Origin of the sequence: Enterococcus sp. DIV1315a (genome assembly GCF_051712325.1) — a bacterium.
In the GTDB taxonomy this organism is placed as follows: domain Bacteria; phylum Bacillota; class Bacilli; order Lactobacillales; family Enterococcaceae; genus Enterococcus; species Enterococcus faecalis.
In genome coordinates this window covers 148,555-169,741 of sequence record NZ_JBIOOS010000001.1, presented here as the reverse complement: position 1 = coordinate 169,741, position 21,187 = coordinate 148,555, and the positions used below count along the sequence as shown (strand labels likewise).

Here is a 21,187-nt window from a genome sequence, read left to right as displayed (position 1 = left end):
ATACAACAACAGGGTTAAACTGCGGGCAATTGGAAATTAGTTTTCGTCAATGATTTTTTTCACATCAGAAAAAACAGTATCGATTTCGCGATTGCCATCGATTGTATGCATCAAGCCTTGTTCTTTATAGAAAGCTAAGATTGGTGCGCTACTTTCAATGTTGACTGCCAAACGATTTTTAACCGTTTCGGGCTTATCATCTTCTCTTTGGTAGAATTCATGTCCGCCACAGCGATCACAAGTGCCTTCAACTTTTGGCGGGTTGAATAATTTATGATACGTTGCGCCACATGTGCGACAGATGAATCGTCCAGCTAAACGCTCGATTAATACATCTTCTTCTACATGGATGTCAATGACAGCATCAATTTTTTTGTTTAATTCTTTAAGCATTGTATCTAATGCTTTTGCTTGATCCAGTGTACGTGGGAAACCATCTAATAGGAATCCTTTGTCTGTATCTGGTTCAGCAAGGCGTTCTTTAACAATTCCGTTTGTTACTTCGTCAGGAACCAGTTCACCTTTATCGATATAAGATTTCGCTTCTAGGCCCAAGGCAGTTTCATTTTTCATTGCTGCACGGAACATATCTCCAGTAGAAATATGTGGAATGCCATACGTATCAATGATTTTTTCTGCTTGGGTGCCTTTACCTGCTCCAGGTAATCCCATTAAAATGAGGTTCATATATTCTCCTCCTAATTTTAAAGACCGGCTTATGAAGCTAGCCATATGTGAGAATGGTGCTGAGGTAAAACCTCAACACTCGATTCTTACTTATTGATAAAGCCGACATATTGACGTTTCATCATTAATCCTTCTAATTGTTTCGTTGTTTCTAATGCAACCCCGATAACGATTAGTAAACTTGTTCCACCTAAACCGATTGATTGAGGTAAGTTCCAAACCATTTGCGCAATGATTGGAAGTAAAGCAACAAGTCCTAGGAAAATTGAGCCGACAACACTTAATCTCATTAACACGCCAGATACATATTCTTCTGTACCTTTACCTGGTCGCACGCTTGGAATGTAGCTTCCTTGTTTTTGTAAGTTTTCCGCTAATTTCTCAGGGTTTACTTGAACAAATGCATAGAAGAACGTAAACGCAACGATTAGGACAGTATAGATGATTGCCCCTGGAACTGTGTTATAACTGAAGATTTTTGTCATAATGTCATACCAATTTTCACCAGCGAATTTTGATGAGAAAGCTTGTAAAATGGCATTTGGTGTTGCAATTAACGAGCTGGCAAAGATAACTGGAATAACCCCAGCAGCATTTACTTTTAACGGTAAATAACTACTTGTTGGTGCACCAGAAACACGTTTTGTATATTGGATTGGAATCTTACGTTCTGCTTGTTGGAAGAACGTTACGACTGTAACAATCACCAAAATAGCAATAACTAAGATTGCAATGAAAATAACAGATTGCCAAATACGAGAAGACTCGATATTGACGAAGTAATCTTCATAGATTTCTTTGACTGCTCCTGGCAAACGAGAAATAATCCCGGCAAAGATAATCATTGAAACACCATTTCCGATTCCTTTTTCTGTAATTTGTTCACCCATCCAAGTCACAAACATCGTCCCAGCAGTTAAAATAACTGCAATCATCACAAAGGTACCTAAGGTTGGATTGTTGACAATCCCAGTTTGACTTAAGCTATTAAAACCAGCAGTGATCCCCATTGACTGAGCCACACCCAAGACAATCGTTAGATATCTTGTTGCTTGATTTAATTTCTTACGCCCAACTTCCCCTTGTTTTGACCATTCTACAAATCTAGGTACAATATCCATTTGCAATAGTTGAATAATAATAGAGGCTGTAATGTATGGCGAAACCCCCATCGAGAAGATAGAGAAGTTTTGCATGGCACTACCACTCACCATATTCAACATATTCAAAAAGGGTAAGCTACTTAAATCAGACAATCCCTTTGCATTCACCCCGGGCACAGTAATGTGCGCACCTAGGCGAAATACAAACAAGATTAAAACTGTAAATAAGATTTTTGATCTAATGTCTTTGACTTTAAAGGCGTTCTTTAATAGCTTGAACAATTAGATCACCTCGATTGAACCACCAGCAGCTTCGATAGCTTCTTGTGCTGATTTCGAGAATTTAGCTGCTTTCACAGTTAATTTTTTCGTTAACTCACCATCTGCAAGAACTTTGATTCCCGCTTTTTCGTTTTTAACGATTCCTGCTTCTTTTAGGACAACAGGAGTTACTTCTGTTCCATCTTCAAAACGGTTTAAAGTATCTAAGTTCACAACAGCGTAATCTTTACGATTAATGTTTGTAAACCCACGTTTTGGTAAACGACGGAATAATGGAGTTTGACCCCCTTCAAATCCTAAACGAACACCACCGCCTGAACGGGCTTTTTGCCCTTTTTGTCCACGGCCAGCTGTTTTACCATTACCAGATGAAGTACCACGTCCAACACGGTTACGTACTTGGCGTGAGCCCTCAGCAGGTTTTAATTCATGAAGTTTCATAGGTTTGGCACCTCCTTAAGCAATCTTCTATTACAAATCTATAAATCTTAAACTTCTTCTACGTCCACTAAATGTGAAATAGTGTTAACCATACCTTTGATTGCTTCATTGGCAGGTTTTGTAACAGTACTATTCACTTTACCTAAACCTAACGCTTTAACTGTAGCACGTTGGTTTTGAGGACGTCCGATAACACTGCGTTTTAAAGTAATTTTTAATTCAGCCATTATTTTTGTCCTCCTTAACCGATAATTTCTTCTACAGATTTACCGCGAAGTGCTGCCACTTCTTCGGCACGTTTTAATTGTTTTAGACCTTCAACAGTTGCGCGAACAACGTTAATAGGTGTGTTTGAACCTAGTGATTTAGATGTAATATCTGCTACACCAGCTAATTCCAATACGGCACGAACTGGTCCACCAGCAGCTACCCCAGAACCTTCTACTGCAGGTTTCATAAGGATACGGCCGCCACCGAATACGCCAATTACTTCGTGCGGGATAGTAGAACCAACCATAGGCACTTCAACTAAGTTTTTCTTCGCGTCTTCGATTGCTTTACGGATAGCTTCAGGTACTTCTTGTGCTTTACCAGTACCGAAACCAACGTGTCCGTTTTTGTCACCGACAACAACTAAAGCTGCGAAACGTAAACGACGTCCACCTTTAACAACTTTTGTTACACGGTTGATCGCTACAACGCGGTCTTCTAATTCCAAATGTTTTGGATCAATATAAACCATGAATGGTGTTCCTCCTTCTCCTAAAATTCTAGTCCATTTTCACGAGCAGCTTCAGCTAAAGCTTGCACGCGGCCATGGTAAAGGTATCCACCACGGTCGAAGACTACTTTTTTGATGCCTTTTTCAGCGGCACGTTCAGCAACTAGTTTACCAACAGCTGCAGCTGTTTCTGTTTTTGTTCCACCTGAAATTTCTTTATCCAAGGCAGAGGCACTTGCTAGCGTCACACCCGCTACGTCATCAATGACTTGCGCGTAGATGTTTTTGTTAGAACGGAAAATGTTCAAGCGTGGGCACTCAGCAGTACCAGAGATTTTGTTACGTACACGACGATGTCTCTTTTGACGTGTTTTGTTTTTATCTGGTTTTGTAATCACAATTTTCACCTCTTTGATTTAATGTTTACTACTAATATTTCAAGCAGTCAGCAGATTACGGAAAAGAGAAGCTGGCAGACAAGACAAAAGCATTTTATTGGAAAAATCCCATAAAATGACAGTTGCTTGTTGTTGACTTCTGTTTTCTACACAGCTGTTATTATTTACCAGTTTTACCTTCTTTACGGCGTACAAATTCACCAACATAGCGAATCCCTTTGCCTTTATAAGGTTCTGGAGGACGAACGCCACGGATGTTAGCAGCTAATTCACCAACAACTTCTTTGTTGATGCCTTTAACGATAACTTGTGTGTTCGCAGGTACTTCAAATGTTACGCCTTCTGGTGCTGTCATTTCGACAGGATGAGAATAACCAACGTTTAAAGTTAATTTGTTGCCTTGTACTTGGGCACGGTATCCGACCCCGATAAGTTCAAGTGCTTTTTGGAAACCTTCAGAAACACCAACAACCATGTTGTTGAAGTTTGCACGAGTTGTTCCGTGGATTGTTTTCATTTCTTTTGAATCGTTTGGACGAGTGAATGTCACTTCGTTTCCTTCGATGTTCATTTTGATATCAGAAGAAAATTCGCGTGTTAATTCACCTTTAGGTCCTTTAACTGTAATGTTGTTTCCGTCTTGCTTGATTTCAACACCAGCAGGAAGAACAACAACTTTATTACCAATACGGCTCACTTAGAGACACCTCCTTGTGTATTTTTTAGAATTACCATACGTAGGCGATTACTTCGCCGCCGATATTTTTCGCTCTAGCTTCTTTGTCAGTAATTACACCCTCTGATGTAGAGATGATTGCAATTCCTAGACCGTTTAATACTTTTGGTACTTCGTCAGCTTTTACGTATGCACGTAAACCTGGTTTAGAAATACGTTTTAAGTTTGTGATAACACGTTCTTCGTTTTTACCATATTTTAGGAAAACACGGATTACGCCTTGTTTGTCATCTTCGATGTATTCTACGTCGCGGATAAATCCTTCACGTTTCAGGATTTCTGCGATATCACGTTTGATTTTTGAAGCAGGTACTTCTAAAGTTTCATGTTTAACCATGTTCGCATTACGAATGCGAGTTAGAAAATCTGCAATTGGATCTGTCATGACCATTGAACTATTTACCTCCTTTATGCGAGTTTACTTGTTTACCAGCTAGCTTTCTTCACGCCGGGAATTTGACCTTTATAGGCAAGTTCGCGGAAGCAAATACGGCAAAGATGAAATTTACGATAAACTGAATGTGGACGTCCACAACGTTCACAACGAGTATAAGCTTGTGTTGAATGTTTAGCAGGACGTTTGTTTTTAGCAATCATTGATTTTTTAGCCACGTAGTTCGCCTCCTTATATTATTTTTGGAATGGCATACCTAATTGTGCCAACAATTCGCGAGACTCTTCGTCAGTGTTCGCTGTTGTAACAATTACGATGTCCATACCGCGTACTTTATCTACTAAATCATAATCAACTTCTGGGAAGATTAATTGTTCTTTAATACCTAAAGTATAGTTACCACGACCATCGAAAGCTTTTTTGCTGACACCGTGGAAGTCACGTACACGAGGTAAAGAAACTGTTACTAATTTATCTAAAAATTCGTACATTCTTTCGCCGCGTAGCGTTACTTTCGCACCGATTGGCATTCCTTCACGCAAACGGAATCCAGCGATAGATTTTTTAGCTTTTGTGATAAGTGGTTTTTGACCAGTGATTAATGCTAATTCTTCAACAGCTTTGTCTAAGTTTTTAGCATTTGATACTGCATCACCCACACCCATGTTGATAACGATTTTATCAACTTTAGGTGTTTGCATAACTGAGCTGTAATTAAATTTTTCCACCAATGATGGTGTTACTTCTTTAATATATTTTTCTTTCAGGCGGTTCATTCAGTAAGCCCTCCTTCCGCAATTTTTATTTATCTAAAACTTCACCTGTTTTTTTAGAAACGCGGACTTTTTTGCCGTCGACTTCTTTAAACGCAACTTTAGTAGCTTCTCCGTTTGAAGGATCAATCACCATTACATTAGAAACATGAATTGGCGCTTCCACTTCAAGGATTCCACCTTGTGGGGCTGCTTGGTTTGGTTTTTGGTGTTTTTTAACGACGTTGACACCTTCAACGATAACTTTATCTTGTTTAGGAAACGCTGCTAAGACAACGCCTTCTTTGTTTTTATCTTTACCAGTGATAACTTTTACTTTATCGCCTTTTTTAACAAACATTACTGTTTCGCACCTCCTTTAACGTGGGCTCGAGATTATAATACTTCTGGTGCTAGAGAAACGATCTTCATGAAGTTGTTTTCACGTAATTCACGTGCAACTGGTCCGAAGATACGTGTTCCGCGTGGGCTTTTATCGTCACGGATAATTACCGCAGCATTTTCATCAAATTTGATGTAAGAACCGTCAGCACGACGAGCGCCAGATTTTGTACGAACGATAACGGCTTTAACTACTTCACCTTTTTTAACAACCCCACCTGGCGTTGCTTGTTTGACAGTAGCAACAATAACGTCACCGATGTTAGCAGTTTTACGACCAGATCCGCCTAGGACTTTGATCGTTAAAATTTCACGTGCGCCAGAATTGTCAGCGACTCTTAAACGACTTTCTTGTTGGATCACGATGTGTATCCCCCTTTCAGATTTTGTGCTTCAATCTATTAGGAAATTCTCGTTTTATTAGATAATAACTGCTTCTTCGACTACCTCTAGTAAACGGAAACGTTTTGTAGCTGATAATGGACGAGTTTCCATGATTTTTACGATGTCTCCAACTTTCGCTGTGTTGTTTTCATCATGCGCTTTATATTTTTTAGAATATTTCATACGTTTGCCATAGATAGGGTGGTTTTTCTTTGTTTCAACGACAACTGTGATTGTTTTATCCATTTTGTCTGATACCACGCGACCTTGGTAAACTTTACGTTGATTTCTTTCTTCAGTCATACGCGTTTGGCCTCCTTCCACTATTAGTTAGCTTGTTCACGCAATACTGTTTTGATGCGTGCAATCGATTGACGTACTTCTTTAATACGTGCAGTGTTTTCTAATTGACCTGTTGCTAATTGGAATCTTAAGTTGAACAATTCTTCTTTTAATTGTTTTTCTTTATCTAGCATTTCGGCAGTGGTTAATTCTCTGATTTCTTTAACCTTCATTCGATTCACCACCCATTTCCTCACGTTTTACGATCTTAGTTTTTACCGGCAATTTGTGAGATGCAAGACGAAGAGCTTCACGAGCTACTTCTTCAGGAACGCCTGCGATTTCAAACATGATTTTACCACGTTTAACTGGTGATACCCAGCCTTCTGGTGCCCCTTTACCTTTACCCATACGTACGCCGATAGCTTTACTTGTGTAAGACTTGTGAGGGAAAATTTTAATCCATACTTTCCCGCCACGTTTCATGTAACGAGTCATTGCAATACGGGCTGCTTCGATTTGACGGTTAGTAATCCAGTGAGATTCAGTTGCTTGTAAACCCCATTCACCAAATGCTACTTCTTTTCCGCCTTTAGCTTCACCGCGCATTTTTCCGCGGAATTCACGACGGTGTTTTACACGTTTAGGTACTAACATGATTATTTCCCTCCTTTCTCAGTGTTTTTTTTCGTTGGAAGAATTTCTCCACGATAGATCCACACTTTAACTCCTAGTTTTCCGTAAGTAGTGTCCGCTTCTTCCCATGCGTAATCAATGTCCGCACGTAATGTATGAAGTGGTACAGTTCCTTCAGAGTATCCTTCTGAACGAGCGATATCCGCACCGTTTAGACGACCTGATACTTGAGTTTTGATTCCTTTAGCGCCAGCACGCATTGCGCGTTGGATGGCTTGTTTTTGAGCACGACGGAAAGCAACACGGTTTTCTAATTGACGTGCAATTCCTTCGCCTACTAATTTTGCATCTAAATCTGGTTTTTTGATTTCAACGATGTTGATGTGAACTCGTTTGCCAGTTAATTTGTTTAATTCTTTTCTTAGGTTTTCGACTTCAGATCCGCCTTTACCGATAACCATACCTGGTTTAGCTGTGTGAATTGAAATGTTAACACGGTTTGCAGCGCGTTCGATTTCAATTGTAGATACAGCAGCATCAGCAAGTTTTGTTGCGATAAATTTACGGATTCTTAAATCTTCGTGTAAGAATTCAGCATACTCTTTTTCAGCATACCATTTCGCATCCCAGTCGCGGATGATGCCTACACGCATTCCAATTGGATGTACTTTTTGACCCACTGATTGTCCCTCCTCTTAAATGTTTAAGCTCTGTTTTCATAAAGAAAACAGTCTATTTCATGAGACTTATTTCTCTGTTACAACTACTGTGATGTGACTAGTACGTTTGTTGATTGGTGAAGCTGAACCTTTTGCACGAGGACGGAAACGTTTCATTGTTGGTCCTTCGTTAACAAATGCTTCAGATACGACTAAGCTTTCAACGTCTAAGTCAAAGTTGTTTTCTGCGTTAGCAACTGCTGACATTAAAACTTTTTCAATGATTCCAGCAGACTTGTTCGGTGTGAATTTCAAGATTGAAATTGCATCCGCAACGCTTTTCCCTCTGATAAGATCGATTACTAAACGTGCTTTACGAGGTGAAGTGCGAACTGTTTTTGCAGTTGCTTTAGCTGATGTAATTTGTTCTGACATTTGCATATCCTCCCCTCAAAATTAGCGTTTAGTTTTTTTATCGTCAGCAACGTGGCCACGATAAGTTCTAGTTGGTGCAAATTCACCTAATTTATGTCCTACCATGTCTTCTTGAATGTAAACAGGGACATGTTTCCGTCCATCATATACAGCGATTGTGAAACCTACGAATGATGGAAAAATTGTAGAGCGGCGAGACCAAGTTTTAATTACTTTTTTCTTTTCGGCACCTTGTTGTGCTTCGACCTTTTTCATCAAATGATCATCGACGAAAGGTCCTTTTTTTAAACTACGACCCATGGTGAACCTCCTCTCAAAATGTACGACACATGGTCAAAAAAATTATTTAGTACGACGACGAACGATAAGTTTGTCTGATTTAGCTTTTTTATTACGTGTTTTGTATCCAATTGCTGGTTGACCCCATGGAGATACTGGCGCTTTACGTCCAATTGGTGTTTTACCTTCACCACCACCGTGTGGGTGATCGTTAGGGTTCATTACGCTACCACGAACAGTTGGGCGTTTACGCATCCAACGAGAGCGGCCAGCTTTACCAATGTTGATTAATTCGTGTTGTTCGTTACCAACTGAACCGATTGTTGCACGGCAAGTTGCTAAGATCATACGAACTTCGCCAGAGTTTAAGCGGATTAATACGTATTTGCCTTCTTTACCAAGTACTTGCGCGCTTGTTCCAGCTGAACGGATTAATTGTCCACCTTTACCAGGTTTCATTTCAATGTTGTGGATAACTGTACCAACTGGAATGTTTTCCAATGGTAATGCGTTACCTACTTTAATATCTGCTTCTGGACCAGATACTAGGCGCATGCCTACTTCTAATCCTTTTGGTGCTAAGATGTATGCCTTAACCCCGTCTTCGTAATGAACTAACGCGATGTTAGCAGAACGGTTTGGATCGTACTCGATCGTTTTAACAACCGCTGCGACGTTATCTTTATTACGTTTGAAGTCAATCACACGGTATTGACGTTTGTGACCGCCACCTTGGTGACGAACCGTAATGCGACCGTTGTTGTTACGACCGGCATTGTTTTTTAATGGCTGTAACAATGATTTTTCTGGTGTTGAAGTTGTGATTTCAGCGAAATCAGAACTTGTCATGTTACGACGGCCATTTGTGGTAGGTTTGTACTTTTTAATCGCCACGTCTTATTTCCCTCCTACGTTGATATTGTTCAGGACTGCTTATTCAGCAGCTTCGAATAATTGAATTTCTTTTGAATCTTCAGTTAATGTAACGATCGCTTTGCGACGTTTTTTTGTATAACCTGCATATTTACCCATGCGTTTGAATTTTGGACGCACGTTTAAGATGTTTACGTTTGCTACTTTAACATCGAATGCTGATTCAACAGCTTGTTTTACTAAAGTTTTGTTTGCGCGAGTGTCCACTTCGAAAGTATATTTCTTTTCGTCCATAGCTAACATGGATTTTTCAGTGATCACTGGGCGTTTGATTACGTCTAGTAATTCCATTATGCAAGCACCTCCTCAATTTGAGTAAGAGCTGTTTGTGTTGCCAAGACTTTGTTAGCTGACACAACATCTAACACACTAACGTTATCAGAAGTTACTACAGAAACGTTTGGTAAGTTACGAGCTGATAAAGCTGCAAAGTCGTTACCATTTTCTAAAACAACTAATACTTTAGTATCGATAGACAAGTTAGCAAGAACTTGTTTGAATTCTTTTGTTTTTGGTGCATCGAAGCTTAAACCTTCTACTGCTACCAAGTTATTTTCAGCAACTTTGTCTGATAATACAGATTTCATTGCTAAGCGACGAACTTTTTTAGGAAGTTTGTAGCTGTATGAACGCGGTGTTGGTCCAAAGACTACGCCACCTCCACGCCATTGTGGTGAACGGATTGAACCTTGACGAGCACGACCAGTTCCTTTTTGACGCCATGGTTTGCGGCCACCGCCACGAACAGCGCTACGGTTTTTAACTGCGTGTGTTCCTTGTCTTAATGAAGCACGTTGCATGATGATTGCATCATAGACAACACTTTCATTAGGTTCGATTCCGAAGATTTCTTCATTTAAAGTGATTTCACCGTTTTGAGTTCCATCTTGTTTGAATAATGCTACATTCGGCATTCCTTAGTTCCTCCTTTCCCTACACTTATTTAGCTTTCACAGCTGATTTAATTGTGATTAAAGATTTTTTCGCTCCAGGAATGTTTCCTTTGATTAAGATAACATTTCTTTCTACGTCCACTTTAACAACTTCAAGGTTTTGAATTGTTACGCGGTCGCCACCCATACGGCCGGCTAGTCGTTTATTTTTAAATACACGGTTAGGCGCTACTGGACCCATTGACCCAGGACGACGGTGATAACGAGAACCATGAGACATAGGTCCGCGGCTTTGGCCGTGACGTTTGATTGCCCCTTGGAATCCTTTACCTTTCGTAGTACCTGTAACATCAACAACGTCTCCTGCTTGGAAAACATCTACTTTGATTTCTTTACCTACTTCATATTCTCCTAGCTCAACATTCTTGAATTCTTTAATGAAGCGCTTAGGAGCCGTGTTTGCTTTTGCAACATGACCTTTCGCAGGTTTGTTTGATAAAACTTCACGTTTGTCTTGGTAACCAACTTGGATAGCTTCGTATCCGTCAGTTTCAACAGTTTTTACTTGTAAAACTACGTTTGGCGTAGCTTCAACTACTGTTACTGGAATTAATTCACCAGACTCAGTAAAGATTTGTGTCATTCCCACTTTTTTCCCTAAGATTCCTTTGGTCATGAGTACACCTCCATCTTAATTTTATAGTTTGATTTCAATATTAACACCAGACGGTAAGTCAAGCTTCATTAGAGCGTCAACTGTTTTTGGTGTTGGGTTCACAATGTCAATTAGACGTTTGTGAGTACGCATTTCGAATTGTTCGCGAGAATCTTTGTATTTATGAGTCGCACGAATAACTGTGTAAAGTGAGCGTTCTGTTGGTAATGGAATCGGACCTGATACGTCAGCTCCAGTTCTTTTTGCTGTTTCCACAATTTTATCCGCTGATTGATCTAAAATACGGTGTTCATACGCTTTTAAACGGATACGAATTTTTTGTTTTGCCATCTTGTTCCCTCCTTCGCCTATTTTAAAAGTAGACATAGCTCCACGAAAATTTATCCGGCATGCTCGTTCATGGCAAAGCGTCCGAGCGTGTCGCAACCTCTCGCTTCACAGCCGGCAAATCAAATCGTTGATCTACCAATGCTTTTTACACTCCTGTAAACAGCACCTTTTTGATTATACTATGAAAGGATAGTGTTAGCAAGGATTTTCTGCGTTTTTTTGAAAGAATTTTTTCTTGTTTTGAAAAGCATTTGTTTTGTTTTTCAATTCTTTTCATTCTATTTTTATAAAAAAAGAATTTGAGATTCTTTTTTTACCAGAATCTCAAATTCTTTCTTTTTTATTCTATTAACCAATCCGGCGCATTGGAATATCATTGTTATCTGGATGAACCAATAAATATTGAATAACATCAATATTGCTTGCTTGGAATGAGGCTGCACATGCTTGCAAATATAAGTCCCACATTCGATAGAAGCGCTCGCCTTTTTCGTCAACAATTTCTGCTTCTATATTATGGAAGTTTTTTGTCCAATGTTCCAACGTCAATTGATAATCTCTGCGCAAACTTTCCAAGTCGATCACTTGCAAGTCGTTTTCTGTCATATGGCCGACTAGCTCAGTGACACCAGGAATATAGCCACCTGGGAAAATATAACGATTAATCCAAGCATTTTTAGCCCCACCTTGTTGGCGACTGATCCCATGAATCAACGCCGTACCTTTAGGCGCTAAATTTCGTTGAACGACGTCAAAATATTCATGTAGATTTTCTGCACCGACATGTTCAAACATCCCGACACTCGTAATATGGTCAAAAGACTCTCCTTTTAAATCACGATAATCCATCAATTTGACAGTCATTCGATCTTGTAGACCTTCTTTTTCTATAATATGGCGAATATGATGAAATTGCTCTTCACTTAATGTAATCCCAGTTGCTTTGGCTCCATATTCTTTCACCGCAGTTAAAATTAACGTGCCCCAGCCGCAGCCAATATCCAGTAAAGTGTCGCCCTCTTTGATAAACAATTTATCTAAAATATGATGAACTTTATTCACTTGCGCTTGTTCTAATGTATCTTCAGGCGTTTTAAAATAAGCACATGAATACGTCATTGTTTGGTCAAGCCATTTTTTGTAAAAATCATTTCCTAGATCGTAATGGCTGTGAATATCCTCTTGCGAACGTTTTTTTGAATGACTTTCTTTAGGAAGCCATTTAATAAATTTAGCATTGTGTAAAAAGCTATCCTTTTGGTTATACACATCATAAATCAGCGCTTGGATATCGCCTTCGATTTCAATTTTGCGATCCATGTAGGCTTCCCCTAAAGTTAACGAAGCGTTATTCAGTAAATCCTTCACAGGAATTTTTTCATTGAATACAATTTTAAAAACCGGATCCCCCGACCCTTGCCCATACTCTTTGACGGTACCATCCCAGTATGTGACTTGTGTCTTTTTTGAAAAAGACCATTTAAACAGTTGACTGTACGTTTCTTTTTCTAACATTGCATTCCCTCCATTAAATACCATTTGAAGCCAAAACAAAAAGAAGTCGCTTTCCGGTAGTTCGTCAAAACAAACACCACAGTCCGTTCTAAACTGAAGCACAGAAAAGTTAACACCCCTTCTATGTTCCGCTTCTTTTTTGCAATTACAGTTCTATTCTACTCCTCTTTTAAAAATTTGAACATTCTTTTAACGTAATACCTACTATTGTTATTCTTTATCACAAAAAAACTAGAGCCAGTCCTTGACAGACTCCTCTAGTTCTAAATATTATTCTTTCTTACGCATCCGTTGTTCCGCATGAGTGTATGCGCCATGCCACACGTGCCCCACATAAGGATTAACTTGAATACCGTGTTTAATCGCCGCCGCTACAAATTTTTTCGCTAAAGTTACTGCTTCTAACACCGAATAACCTTTCGCCAAGCCAGCTGTGATTGCCGCTGAAAAAGTACAACCTGCACCATGATTATAATCAGTAGGATATAATTCATTTTCCAAAAGATGCGCGGTGTGACCATCGTAAAACAAGTCCAGTGCTTTTTCACCAGCTAAGCGATGTCCCCCTTTAACCACGACATGCTTGGCTCCCATTTGTACAATTCGTTTTGCCGCTTCTTCCATCTCCGCCACGGAAGAAATTTCGCCTAAACCAGATAAGATGCCCGCTTCAATTAAATTAGGCGTGGCCACTAATGCTAATGGCAGTAAAACGTTTTTTAGGCCTTCCACACTTTTGGGTTGTAGAATTTGTGCCGTTCCCTTACAAGCAATGACTGGGTCAATCACGACTTTTTGAATTTTTTCTTGTTTAATGTACTTACTAGCCATTTTAATATTTTGTTCATTGCCCATCATCCCTGTTTTCAAAGCCGCTACTGGACCGCCTGCAAAAACCGAAATCAATTGTTTTTCTAAGAGCATTTCTGGCAATTCAGTTACTTCATGTGACCAGCCTGTCGTAGGATCCATCGTCACAATCGAGGTTAAACTTGAAAATCCAAAAACTCCATACTCTTCAAATGTTTTTAAATCTGCTTGAATCCCTGCCCCTCCAGTTGAATCGGAGCCTGCAATCGTCAATACTTTTTCCATTAAATCACCTAACCTTTTTCTCCAAGTATACGGAAGAAACAAGTCTGCTAAAACAGCCAATTGGCTTATTTTTTAGCCAGCCAATTTCTAAACAAAAAAAGACCAGAGAATAAATTCTCTGGTCTTACGTCCGAATACCCCAGTTTTTCACGCTGGTTAAAACTATAGTTAAAAAGTTAATTATTTAACGATTTCAGTAACAACGCCTGAACCTACAGTACGTCCGCCTTCACGAATAGAGAAACGAGTTCCGTCTTCGATAGCGATTGGGTGAATTAATTCAACGTCCATAGCAACGTTATCACCAGGCATTACCATTTCAGTACCTTCTGGCAATTCTACAACACCAGTAACGTCTGTTGTACGGAAGTAGAATTGAGGACGGTAGTTAGTGAAGAATGGAGTGTGACGTCCGCCTTCTTCTTTTGATAATACGTATACTTCAGCTTTGAATTTTGTGTGTGGAGTGATTGTAGCTGGTTTAGCTAATACTTGTCCACGTTCGATATCTTCACGTGCTACACCACGTAATAAAGCACCGATGTTGTCGCCTGCTTCAGCGTAGTCTAATAATTTACGGAACATTTCAACACCTGTAACAGTTGTTTTAGATGTTTCGTCTTTAATACCAACGATTTCAACTTCGTCACCAACGCGAACTTCACCACGTTCAACACGGCCTGTAGCAACAGTACCACGTCCAGTGATTGAGAATACGTCTTCGACTGGCATCATGAATGGTTTGTCAGTATCACGTTCTGGAGTTGGGATATATTCGTCAACTGCAGCCATTAATTCTAAGATTTTTTCTTCATAAGACTCGTCGCCTTCTAAAGCTTTCAAAGCAGAACCTGCGATAACTGGAACATCATCGCCTGGGAAATCGTATTCTGATAATAAGTCACGAACTTCCATTTCTACTAATTCTAATAATTCTTCGTCATCAACCATATCCATTTTGTTTAAGAATACAACGATGTATGGTACACCAACGTTACGTGATAATAAGATATGTTCACGTGTTTGAGGCATAGGACCATCAGCAGCAGAAACTACTAAGATAGCTCCGTCCATTTGAGCAGCACCAGTGATCATGTTTTTAACGTAGTCCGCGTGTCCTGGGCAGTCAACGTGTGCATAGTGACGAGTTTCAGTTTCATATTCGATATGAGAAGTGTTGATTGTGATTCCACGTTCTTTTTCTTCTGGAGCGTTATCGATAGAATCGTAGCTTTGTGCTTCCCCGCCACCGTGTTTTGATAATACAGTAGCAATTGCAGCTGTTAATGTAGTTTTACCATGGTCAACGTGTCCGATAGTACCAATGTTAACATGGGATTTAGAACGGTCAAATTTTTCTTTTGCCATTTTGAATGTTCCTCCTAAAAATATAAATTTTATTGTTTGTTTTATATGTGATAGACGCTACTAAAAATCGTCTGATCATCATAAGCTATTTTACACGAAATCTTGAAAAAAGGATAGTTCTAAAAACAAACCTTTTATTCTCAAGGAAAATTATGCGTTGCCGCCGTTTTTCTTGATGATTTCTTCTTGAACAGACTTAGGTACGTCTTCATAGTGGTCAAATACCATCATAAATGTACCGCGTCCTTGTGTTGCTGAACGTAATGTTGTAGCATAACCAAACATTTCAGCTAAAGGTACCATCGCATTAACGATTTGAGAGTTACCGTGTGCTTCCATACCTTCAACACGTCCACGACGACTTGTTACGTGTCCCATGATATCACCTAAGTAATCTTCAGGAACAGTAATTGTAACTTTCATCATTGGTTCTAAAATAACTGGGTTTGCATTTTTAGCCGCAGCTTTCAATGCCATAGAAGCAGCTACACGGAAGGCCGTTTCATTTGAATCGACATCGTGGTATGAACCATCGTAAAGTTTTGCTTTGATATCAACTAATGGATAACCAGCAAGAACACCGTTGTTCATAGAGTCTTCTAACCCTTTTTCAACTGCTGGGATGTATTCACGAGGAACCACACCACCGACAATTGCGTTTTCAAACTCGAAGCCTTTACCTTCTTCATTTGGTGTAAATTCAACCCATACGTGACCGTATTGTCCTTTACCACCAGACTGACGAACGAATTTACCTTCTGCTTTAGTCGCAGCACGGAATGTTTCGCGGTAAGATACTTGAGGAGCACCTACGTTAGCTTCAACTTTGAATTCACGTTTCATACGGTCTACTAAAACGTCTAAGTGCAATTCACCCATACCAGAGATAACTGTTTCACCAGTTTCAACGTTTGTTTCAACGCGGAATGATGGATCTTCTTCAGCAAGTTTTTGTAGAGCCACGCCCATTTTATCTTGGTCAGCTTTTGATTTAGGTTCAACAGCGACTTGGATAACTGGGTCAGGGAATTCAATAGATTCAAGAATAACTGGTGCATCTAATGCACATAATGTATCACCAGTTGTTGTGTCTTTTAGACCAACAGCAGCAGCGATATCACCAGAGTACACTTTGTCAATTTCTTGACGAGTGTTGGCGTGCATTTGTAGGATACGACCGATACGTTCTTTTTTGCCTTTTGAAGCGTTCAATACGTATGAACCACTTTCAAGGACACCAGAATAAACACGGAAGAAAGTTAAACGACCTACGAATGGGTCAGTCATAACTTTAAATGCTAATGAAGCGAAAGGTGCTTCGTCATCAGCTGGACGAGTTGTTTCTTCGTCTGTTTTAGTATCGATCCCTTTGATAGCATCGATATCTAATGGAGATGGTAAGTAATCAAGAACAGCGTCCAACATTAATTGAACCCCTTTATTCTTGAATGCTGAACCAGCTAATACAGGGAAGAACTCAACGTTGATTGTTGCTTGACGGATACCAGCGACTAATTCTTCTTCAGTGATTTCTTCACCTTCAAGATATTTCATCATTAAGTCTTCGTCAGTTTCAGCAACAGCTTCAACTAATTTTTCGCGCCATTCTTGCGCTTTTTCTAAATAATCTTCAGGAATATCAGTTTCTTGAATATCTGTTCCCAAATCATTTGTGTAGATTTCAGCTTTCATTTTAATCAAGTCAATGATTCCAGTGAAGTCTTCTTCAGCTCCGATTGGAATTTGAATTGGATGAGCGTTTGCTTGTAAACGATCATGTAATGATTCTACTGAATAGAAGAAGTCCGCACCGATTTTATCCATTTTGTTACAGAATACAATACGAGGAACTTTATATTCAGTCGCTTGACGCCAAACAGTTTCTGTTTGAGGTTCTACACCTGATTGAGAGTCAAGAACTGTTACCGCACCATCTAATACGCGTAGAGAACGTTGTACTTCAATTGTGAAGTCCACGTGTCCTGGAGTATCGATGATATTTACACGGTAGCCTTTCCACTGTGCAGTTGTCGCAGCGGATGTAATCGTGATACCACGTTCTTGTTCTTGTTCCATCCAGTCCATTTGTGAAGCACCTTCATGGGTTTCACCGATTTTATGGATTTTACCAGTGTAGTACAAGATACGCTCAGTTGTTGTTGTTTTACCAGCATCAACGTGGGCCATGATACCAATGTTACGAGTTTTTTCAAGTGAAAATTCTCTTGCCATTTTGTATGTTTACTCCTCTCTTTATTTAAATCGATTGTAAATTGACTTTCTGCTGCCACTTTACGCGACAGACAGAGAGGATCTTACCAACGATAATGAGCAAATGCGCGGTTTGCGTCTGCCATTTTGTGTGTGTCTTCGCGTTTTTTAACAGAAGCGCCAGTGTTGTTAGCAGCATCCATGATTTCTTTCGCTAGACGTTCTTCCATTGTGTGTTCACCACGTAGACGTGCGTAGTTAACTACCCAACGTAAACCTAAAGTTGTACGACGTTCTGGACGAACTTCAACTGGTACTTGGTAGTTAGAACCCCCAACACGACGTGCTTTAACTTCAAGAACAGGCATAACGTTTTTCATTGCTTGTTCAAAAACTTCCAATGGATCGTTACCTGTAGATTCTTTGATGATATCAAATGAATTATAGATAATGTTAGCAGCAATCCCGCGTTTACCGTCAACCATTACACGGTTGATTAAGCGAGTTACTAATTTTGAGTTATAAATTGGATCTGGTAAAACATCACGTTTTGCAACAGGACCTTTACGAGGCATCCGTAACTCCTCCTTCCGAAATATGATTTTTCAAGTTGTTATTGTCTTATTATAATTAAGCTTTAGGACGTTTTGTACCGTATTTAGAGCGGCTTTGTTTACGGTCGTTAACACCGGCAGTATCAAGCGCACCACGAACGATATGGTAACGTACCCCTGGTAAGTCTTTTACACGTCCACCACGTAATAATACCACGCTGTGTTCTTGTAAGTTGTGACCGATACCTGGGATATAAGCTGTAACTTCGATTAAGTTTGACAAACGAACACGGGCATATTTACGTAAAGCTGAGTTCGGTTTTTTAGGTGTCATCGTACCCACACGTGTACAAACTCCACGTTTTTGCGGAGAGTTAACGTTTGTTTGAGTTTTCTTAAAACTGTTATATCCTTTGTTTAAGGCTGGTGAATCAGATTTTTCTACTTTAGATTTACGAGGTTTACGTACTAATTGGTTAATTGTAGGCATTCCTTGTTCTCCTCCTTCCTTACTTCGCTTCTAGTTCCACACATCCAGGTGGTTCTTTTTTCGCGATAAAAAATAATGCAATCTCTGCACTCTTTATCAAATATGCTTTGATAGACAGTCAGCACGTCCCTATAAGGAACCTGTAGATAAAGCACCTTTGTTAGGATACCACGATAAGTATCAGCTGTCAACCCTCTTCTTTCGCCTTTCGAAAAAAAGCTTTTCCTTCTATTTAAACGTACTTTTCCTTTAAAAATTTTTATGACTTTTTCAAAAACTTTCTATCTTTTTTAGTTAAATAACGGTACAATATCTTTGACTATTGAAGGGGGCGGAAAACAGCGATGAATCTGAAACAAATGGTAGGAATCGAAGCTGCAAAATATGTAGAAGACGGCATGATTGTCGGTTTGGGTACTGGCTCAACAGCAAAATTTATGGTAGACGAAATTGGTCGTCGCGTAAAAGAAGAAGGATTGTCAATCGTGGGGGTTACTACTTCAAAAGAAACAGAGAAACAAGCCTTAGCCTTGGGAATTCCTTTAAAGGGTATTGATGAGGTTCCGTATGTGGATCTTACGATTGATGGCGCCGATGAAATCAGCGCTGATTTTCAAGGAATCAAAGGCGGTGGCGCTGCCTTACTTTTTGAAAAAATTGTGGCCACTTATTCAAAGAAATGTATTTGGATTGTGGATAAATCAAAAATGGTGGATGATTTAGGGGCTTTCCCACTTCCTGTTGAGGTTGTCCCTTATGGCAGCTGCCAACTAGTGCATTTATTTGAAGAAAAAAGCTATCACCCAACACTTCGTTTAAACGCTGCTGGCGAAACATTAATAACAGATGGAGGCCACCATATCATCGATTTGCATTTAGAAAAAATTACAGATCCAGAAGCTTTAGGTTCTTATTTAGACAACTTGGTTGGCGTCGTTGAACACGGCTTATTTTTAAATATGGTTTCTATGGTAATCGTCGGTTATGAAGATGGACCGAAAACATTACATGTTCCCGCACGTTAAGAATGTGTGAAAAAAGATTATTTATATAGGAAGGATAATATATGAAACGAATTGGTTATGCACGCACAACGATTATTGAAGACGATTTAAAAAATCAACTAACCACTCTCCAATCGTTTGGTTGTGATGATATTTTCCAAGAGACATTTGATCCTCAAGCGGAGATCAGTGTCTTAGACGAAGTCGAAAAACTTCTTTCTGCTGGGGATACACTTATTGTTTGTAAATTGCACCATTTAGGTAAAACAACCCGCCAATTAACAGACTTTATGAAAATGTTAAAGGAAAAACAAGTTGATTTTGTCAGCATTTCAGAAGGAATTGATACTAACCTTCCAACAGGTGAAGCCTATTTCCAATTAATGGAGAGCTTATCCGCGATGGAATGTGCACTAATTAAAGAACGAACACTCGTCGGGCTCCACAAAGCTCGTGAAAACGGAAAAGTAGGTGGACGTCCAAAAATCGATGGACGCACCGTCCGCAAAATCCGTGCATTATATTACGAAAACAAAGAAACCATCCAGTTTATTTCTAATAAATGCGGCGTTTCGGTGGGCACTTGTTATAAGTACATCAATTTACCTGAGACAGATGTCGAGCGGCTGTATTCCTAAGAATAAAAAAGAAGTCCTTCAGATGGGGCTTCTTTTTTGATTCGATTTCACTCTAATTTTTCAGCAATTTTCACGTTTTTTTACTATTTTCCATTGGAAATCTTGCGCAAAACGGTGTACAATAAACGTGGAAATCTTATTTTCAGAAAACTAAACTCAAAGGAGAGCTTATACATGCCAAAATTAGTTTTTTCTCGTCATGGACTTAGCGAATGGAATGCCTTAAACCAATTTACTGGATGGGCTGACGTAGATTTAGCACCTGAAGGTGTTGAAGAAGCAAAAGAAGGCGGCCGTAAAATTAAAGAAGCAGGCATCGAATTCGACGTTGCTTATACTTCTGTTTTAACTCGTGCCATCAAAACTTGTAACTATTTACTAGAATACTCAGATCAATTATGGGTACCTCAAATCAAATCTTGGCGCTTAAACGAACGTCACTATGGTAAATTACAAGGACTAAACAAAAAAGAAACTGCTGAAAAATACGGAGACGAACAAGTCCACATCTGGCGTCGTTCTTACGATACTCTTCCTCCATTAATGGAAGCAACAGATGAAGGTTCTGCAGCAAACGACCGTCGTTATGCAATGTTAGACCAACGCGATATTCCTGGTGGCGAAAACTTGAAAGTTACTTTGGAACGTGCATTACCATTCTGGCAAGATGAAATTGCGCCAGCTTTAAAAGACAACAAAACTGTCTTAGTAGCGGCTCATGGTAATTCATTACGTGCTTTAGCTAAACACATCGAAGGCATTTCTGATGAAGATATTATGGATCTTGAAATCCCAACAGGTAAACCATTAGTTTATGAATTAAACGATGATTTAACTGTGAAAGAAAAATACTACTTATAAGAACTTGTTTCTTATTAACAAAAGCGGT

The 21,187-nt window shown here is 39.5% G+C and carries 32 protein-coding genes; 3 read left to right on the top strand and 29 right to left on the bottom strand.

Translation table 11 applies throughout. The features are described from left to right. Nucleotides 1–36: 36 nt before the first annotated feature. From IGJ03_RS00800 to rpsL, 29 genes are all read right to left on the bottom strand, one after another. Complete coding sequence (locus IGJ03_RS00800; protein WP_002356223.1) at nt 37–687, bottom strand: adenylate kinase; 651 nt, start codon at nt 685–687, stop codon at nt 37–39. A gap of 86 nt (nt 688–773) precedes the next feature. Then, nucleotides 774–2,072 carry a preprotein translocase subunit SecY gene (gene secY, locus IGJ03_RS00795; RefSeq protein ID WP_002359350.1) on the bottom strand — a complete coding sequence of 433 codons (1,299 nt, stop codon included), beginning with the start codon at nt 2,070–2,072 and terminating at the stop codon, nt 774–776. Next, a complete protein-coding gene (gene rplO / locus IGJ03_RS00790; RefSeq protein ID WP_002356221.1) occupies nt 2,073–2,513 on the bottom strand; it encodes a 50S ribosomal protein L15 in 441 nt (146 codons plus the stop codon). It lies immediately after the preceding gene. Nucleotides 2,514–2,560: 47 nt separating this feature from the next. Beyond that, nucleotides 2,561–2,740, bottom strand: coding sequence for a 50S ribosomal protein L30 (gene rpmD / locus IGJ03_RS00785; RefSeq protein ID WP_002356220.1), 180 nt, complete (start codon nt 2,738–2,740; stop codon nt 2,561–2,563). A gap of 14 nt (nt 2,741–2,754) precedes the next feature. After that, nucleotides 2,755–3,255 (bottom strand): 30S ribosomal protein S5, encoded by a 501-nt coding sequence (rpsE, locus tag IGJ03_RS00780; protein ID WP_002356219.1) that lies wholly within the window; start codon nt 3,253–3,255, stop codon nt 2,755–2,757. Between the two features lie 20 nt (nt 3,256–3,275). Then, complete coding sequence (gene rplR / locus IGJ03_RS00775) at nt 3,276–3,632, bottom strand: 50S ribosomal protein L18 (RefSeq protein ID WP_002356218.1); 357 nt, start codon at nt 3,630–3,632, stop codon at nt 3,276–3,278. A 160-nt stretch (nt 3,633–3,792) separates the two neighbouring features. Further along, entirely contained in the window at nt 3,793–4,329 is a 537-nt protein-coding gene (gene rplF / locus IGJ03_RS00770; protein WP_002356217.1) for a 50S ribosomal protein L6, read from the bottom strand. 31 nt (nt 4,330–4,360) lie between these two features. Beyond that, on the bottom strand, nt 4,361–4,759 hold the full coding sequence (gene rpsH / locus IGJ03_RS00765) for a 30S ribosomal protein S8 (RefSeq protein ID WP_002356215.1): 399 nt from the start codon (nt 4,757–4,759) through the stop codon (nt 4,361–4,363). A 35-nt stretch (nt 4,760–4,794) separates the two neighbouring features. Next, nucleotides 4,795–4,980, bottom strand: coding sequence for a type Z 30S ribosomal protein S14 (locus IGJ03_RS00760; protein WP_002356214.1), 186 nt, complete (start codon nt 4,978–4,980; stop codon nt 4,795–4,797). Nucleotides 4,981–4,998: 18 nt separating this feature from the next. Next, on the bottom strand, nt 4,999–5,538 hold the full coding sequence (rplE, locus tag IGJ03_RS00755; protein ID WP_002356213.1) for a 50S ribosomal protein L5: 540 nt from the start codon (nt 5,536–5,538) through the stop codon (nt 4,999–5,001). Between the two features lie 25 nt (nt 5,539–5,563). Next, nucleotides 5,564–5,875, bottom strand: a complete 312-nt coding sequence (gene rplX, locus IGJ03_RS00750; protein WP_002356212.1) for a 50S ribosomal protein L24 — start codon at nt 5,873–5,875, stop codon at nt 5,564–5,566. A 35-nt stretch (nt 5,876–5,910) separates the two neighbouring features. Beyond that, nucleotides 5,911–6,279 carry a 50S ribosomal protein L14 gene (gene rplN, locus IGJ03_RS00745; RefSeq protein WP_002356211.1) on the bottom strand — a complete coding sequence of 123 codons (369 nt, stop codon included), beginning with the start codon at nt 6,277–6,279 and terminating at the stop codon, nt 5,911–5,913. A gap of 57 nt (nt 6,280–6,336) precedes the next feature. Beyond that, the gene (rpsQ, locus tag IGJ03_RS00740; RefSeq protein WP_002359348.1) at nt 6,337–6,603 is read right to left on the bottom strand and encodes a 30S ribosomal protein S17; all 267 of its coding nucleotides are present in this window, start codon (nt 6,601–6,603) and stop codon (nt 6,337–6,339) included. A gap of 23 nt (nt 6,604–6,626) precedes the next feature. Next, the gene (gene rpmC / locus IGJ03_RS00735) at nt 6,627–6,815 is read right to left on the bottom strand and encodes a 50S ribosomal protein L29 (protein WP_002383858.1); all 189 of its coding nucleotides are present in this window, start codon (nt 6,813–6,815) and stop codon (nt 6,627–6,629) included. Then, entirely contained in the window at nt 6,805–7,239 is a 435-nt protein-coding gene (rplP, locus tag IGJ03_RS00730) for a 50S ribosomal protein L16 (protein WP_002356208.1), read from the bottom strand. The genes rpmC and rplP overlap by 11 nt, the downstream gene beginning before the upstream one ends. Before the next feature lie 2 nt (nt 7,240–7,241). Next, a complete protein-coding gene (gene rpsC / locus IGJ03_RS00725; RefSeq protein WP_002356207.1) occupies nt 7,242–7,898 on the bottom strand; it encodes a 30S ribosomal protein S3 in 657 nt (218 codons plus the stop codon). Nucleotides 7,899–7,964: 66 nt separating this feature from the next. After that, the gene (gene rplV / locus IGJ03_RS00720; protein WP_002356206.1) at nt 7,965–8,312 is read right to left on the bottom strand and encodes a 50S ribosomal protein L22; all 348 of its coding nucleotides are present in this window, start codon (nt 8,310–8,312) and stop codon (nt 7,965–7,967) included. 21 nt (nt 8,313–8,333) lie between these two features. Continuing rightward, nucleotides 8,334–8,612, bottom strand: a complete 279-nt coding sequence (gene rpsS / locus IGJ03_RS00715) for a 30S ribosomal protein S19 (protein WP_002356205.1) — start codon at nt 8,610–8,612, stop codon at nt 8,334–8,336. Between the two features lie 42 nt (nt 8,613–8,654). After that, nucleotides 8,655–9,485: a 50S ribosomal protein L2 gene (gene rplB, locus IGJ03_RS00710; RefSeq protein ID WP_002356204.1), complete on the bottom strand. Its 831-nt coding sequence runs from the start codon at nt 9,483–9,485 to the stop codon at nt 8,655–8,657. Between the two features lie 39 nt (nt 9,486–9,524). Beyond that, the gene (locus tag IGJ03_RS00705; RefSeq protein ID WP_002356203.1) at nt 9,525–9,815 is read right to left on the bottom strand and encodes a 50S ribosomal protein L23; all 291 of its coding nucleotides are present in this window, start codon (nt 9,813–9,815) and stop codon (nt 9,525–9,527) included. After that, on the bottom strand, nt 9,815–10,438 hold the full coding sequence (rplD, locus tag IGJ03_RS00700; protein ID WP_002356200.1) for a 50S ribosomal protein L4: 624 nt from the start codon (nt 10,436–10,438) through the stop codon (nt 9,815–9,817). Before rplD ends, IGJ03_RS00705 begins: the two co-directional genes overlap by 1 nt. Before the next feature lie 25 nt (nt 10,439–10,463). Next, nucleotides 10,464–11,093: a 50S ribosomal protein L3 gene (gene rplC / locus IGJ03_RS00695; RefSeq protein ID WP_002356199.1), complete on the bottom strand. Its 630-nt coding sequence runs from the start codon at nt 11,091–11,093 to the stop codon at nt 10,464–10,466. Between the two features lie 21 nt (nt 11,094–11,114). Then, nucleotides 11,115–11,423, bottom strand: a complete 309-nt coding sequence (gene rpsJ / locus IGJ03_RS00690) for a 30S ribosomal protein S10 (RefSeq protein WP_002389727.1) — start codon at nt 11,421–11,423, stop codon at nt 11,115–11,117. A gap of 348 nt (nt 11,424–11,771) precedes the next feature. Beyond that, complete coding sequence (locus IGJ03_RS00685) at nt 11,772–12,938, bottom strand: SAM-dependent methyltransferase (RefSeq protein ID WP_002391607.1); 1,167 nt, start codon at nt 12,936–12,938, stop codon at nt 11,772–11,774. A gap of 270 nt (nt 12,939–13,208) precedes the next feature. Beyond that, nucleotides 13,209–14,033, bottom strand: coding sequence for a bifunctional hydroxymethylpyrimidine kinase/phosphomethylpyrimidine kinase (thiD, locus tag IGJ03_RS00680; RefSeq protein ID WP_375804844.1), 825 nt, complete (start codon nt 14,031–14,033; stop codon nt 13,209–13,211). Between the two features lie 180 nt (nt 14,034–14,213). Further along, nucleotides 14,214–15,401: an elongation factor Tu gene (gene tuf / locus IGJ03_RS00675; protein ID WP_002356194.1), complete on the bottom strand. Its 1,188-nt coding sequence runs from the start codon at nt 15,399–15,401 to the stop codon at nt 14,214–14,216. 150 nt (nt 15,402–15,551) lie between these two features. Next, nucleotides 15,552–17,633 carry an elongation factor G gene (fusA, locus tag IGJ03_RS00670; RefSeq protein WP_002356192.1) on the bottom strand — a complete coding sequence of 694 codons (2,082 nt, stop codon included), beginning with the start codon at nt 17,631–17,633 and terminating at the stop codon, nt 15,552–15,554. Nucleotides 17,634–17,716: 83 nt separating this feature from the next. Next, on the bottom strand, nt 17,717–18,187 hold the full coding sequence (gene rpsG / locus IGJ03_RS00665) for a 30S ribosomal protein S7 (protein ID WP_002356191.1): 471 nt from the start codon (nt 18,185–18,187) through the stop codon (nt 17,717–17,719). 55 nt (nt 18,188–18,242) lie between these two features. Further along, nucleotides 18,243–18,656 (bottom strand): 30S ribosomal protein S12, encoded by a 414-nt coding sequence (rpsL, locus tag IGJ03_RS00660; protein ID WP_002356190.1) that lies wholly within the window; start codon nt 18,654–18,656, stop codon nt 18,243–18,245. Nucleotides 18,657–19,000: 344 nt separating this feature from the next. Between rpsL and rpiA the strand changes: the two genes are divergently transcribed. The 3 genes from rpiA to gpmA all read left to right on the top strand — a co-directional run bounded on the left by rpiA (nt 19,001) and on the right by gpmA (nt 21,159). Further along, nucleotides 19,001–19,681 (top strand): ribose-5-phosphate isomerase RpiA, encoded by a 681-nt coding sequence (gene rpiA / locus IGJ03_RS00655; protein ID WP_104889864.1) that lies wholly within the window; start codon nt 19,001–19,003, stop codon nt 19,679–19,681. A 41-nt stretch (nt 19,682–19,722) separates the two neighbouring features. Further along, on the top strand, nt 19,723–20,298 hold the full coding sequence (locus IGJ03_RS00650; RefSeq protein ID WP_169062992.1) for a recombinase family protein: 576 nt from the start codon (nt 19,723–19,725) through the stop codon (nt 20,296–20,298). A gap of 174 nt (nt 20,299–20,472) precedes the next feature. Next, nucleotides 20,473–21,159 carry a 2,3-diphosphoglycerate-dependent phosphoglycerate mutase gene (gpmA, locus tag IGJ03_RS00645; RefSeq protein ID WP_002359343.1) on the top strand — a complete coding sequence of 229 codons (687 nt, stop codon included), beginning with the start codon at nt 20,473–20,475 and terminating at the stop codon, nt 21,157–21,159. Nucleotides 21,160–21,187: the final 28 nt, after the last annotated feature.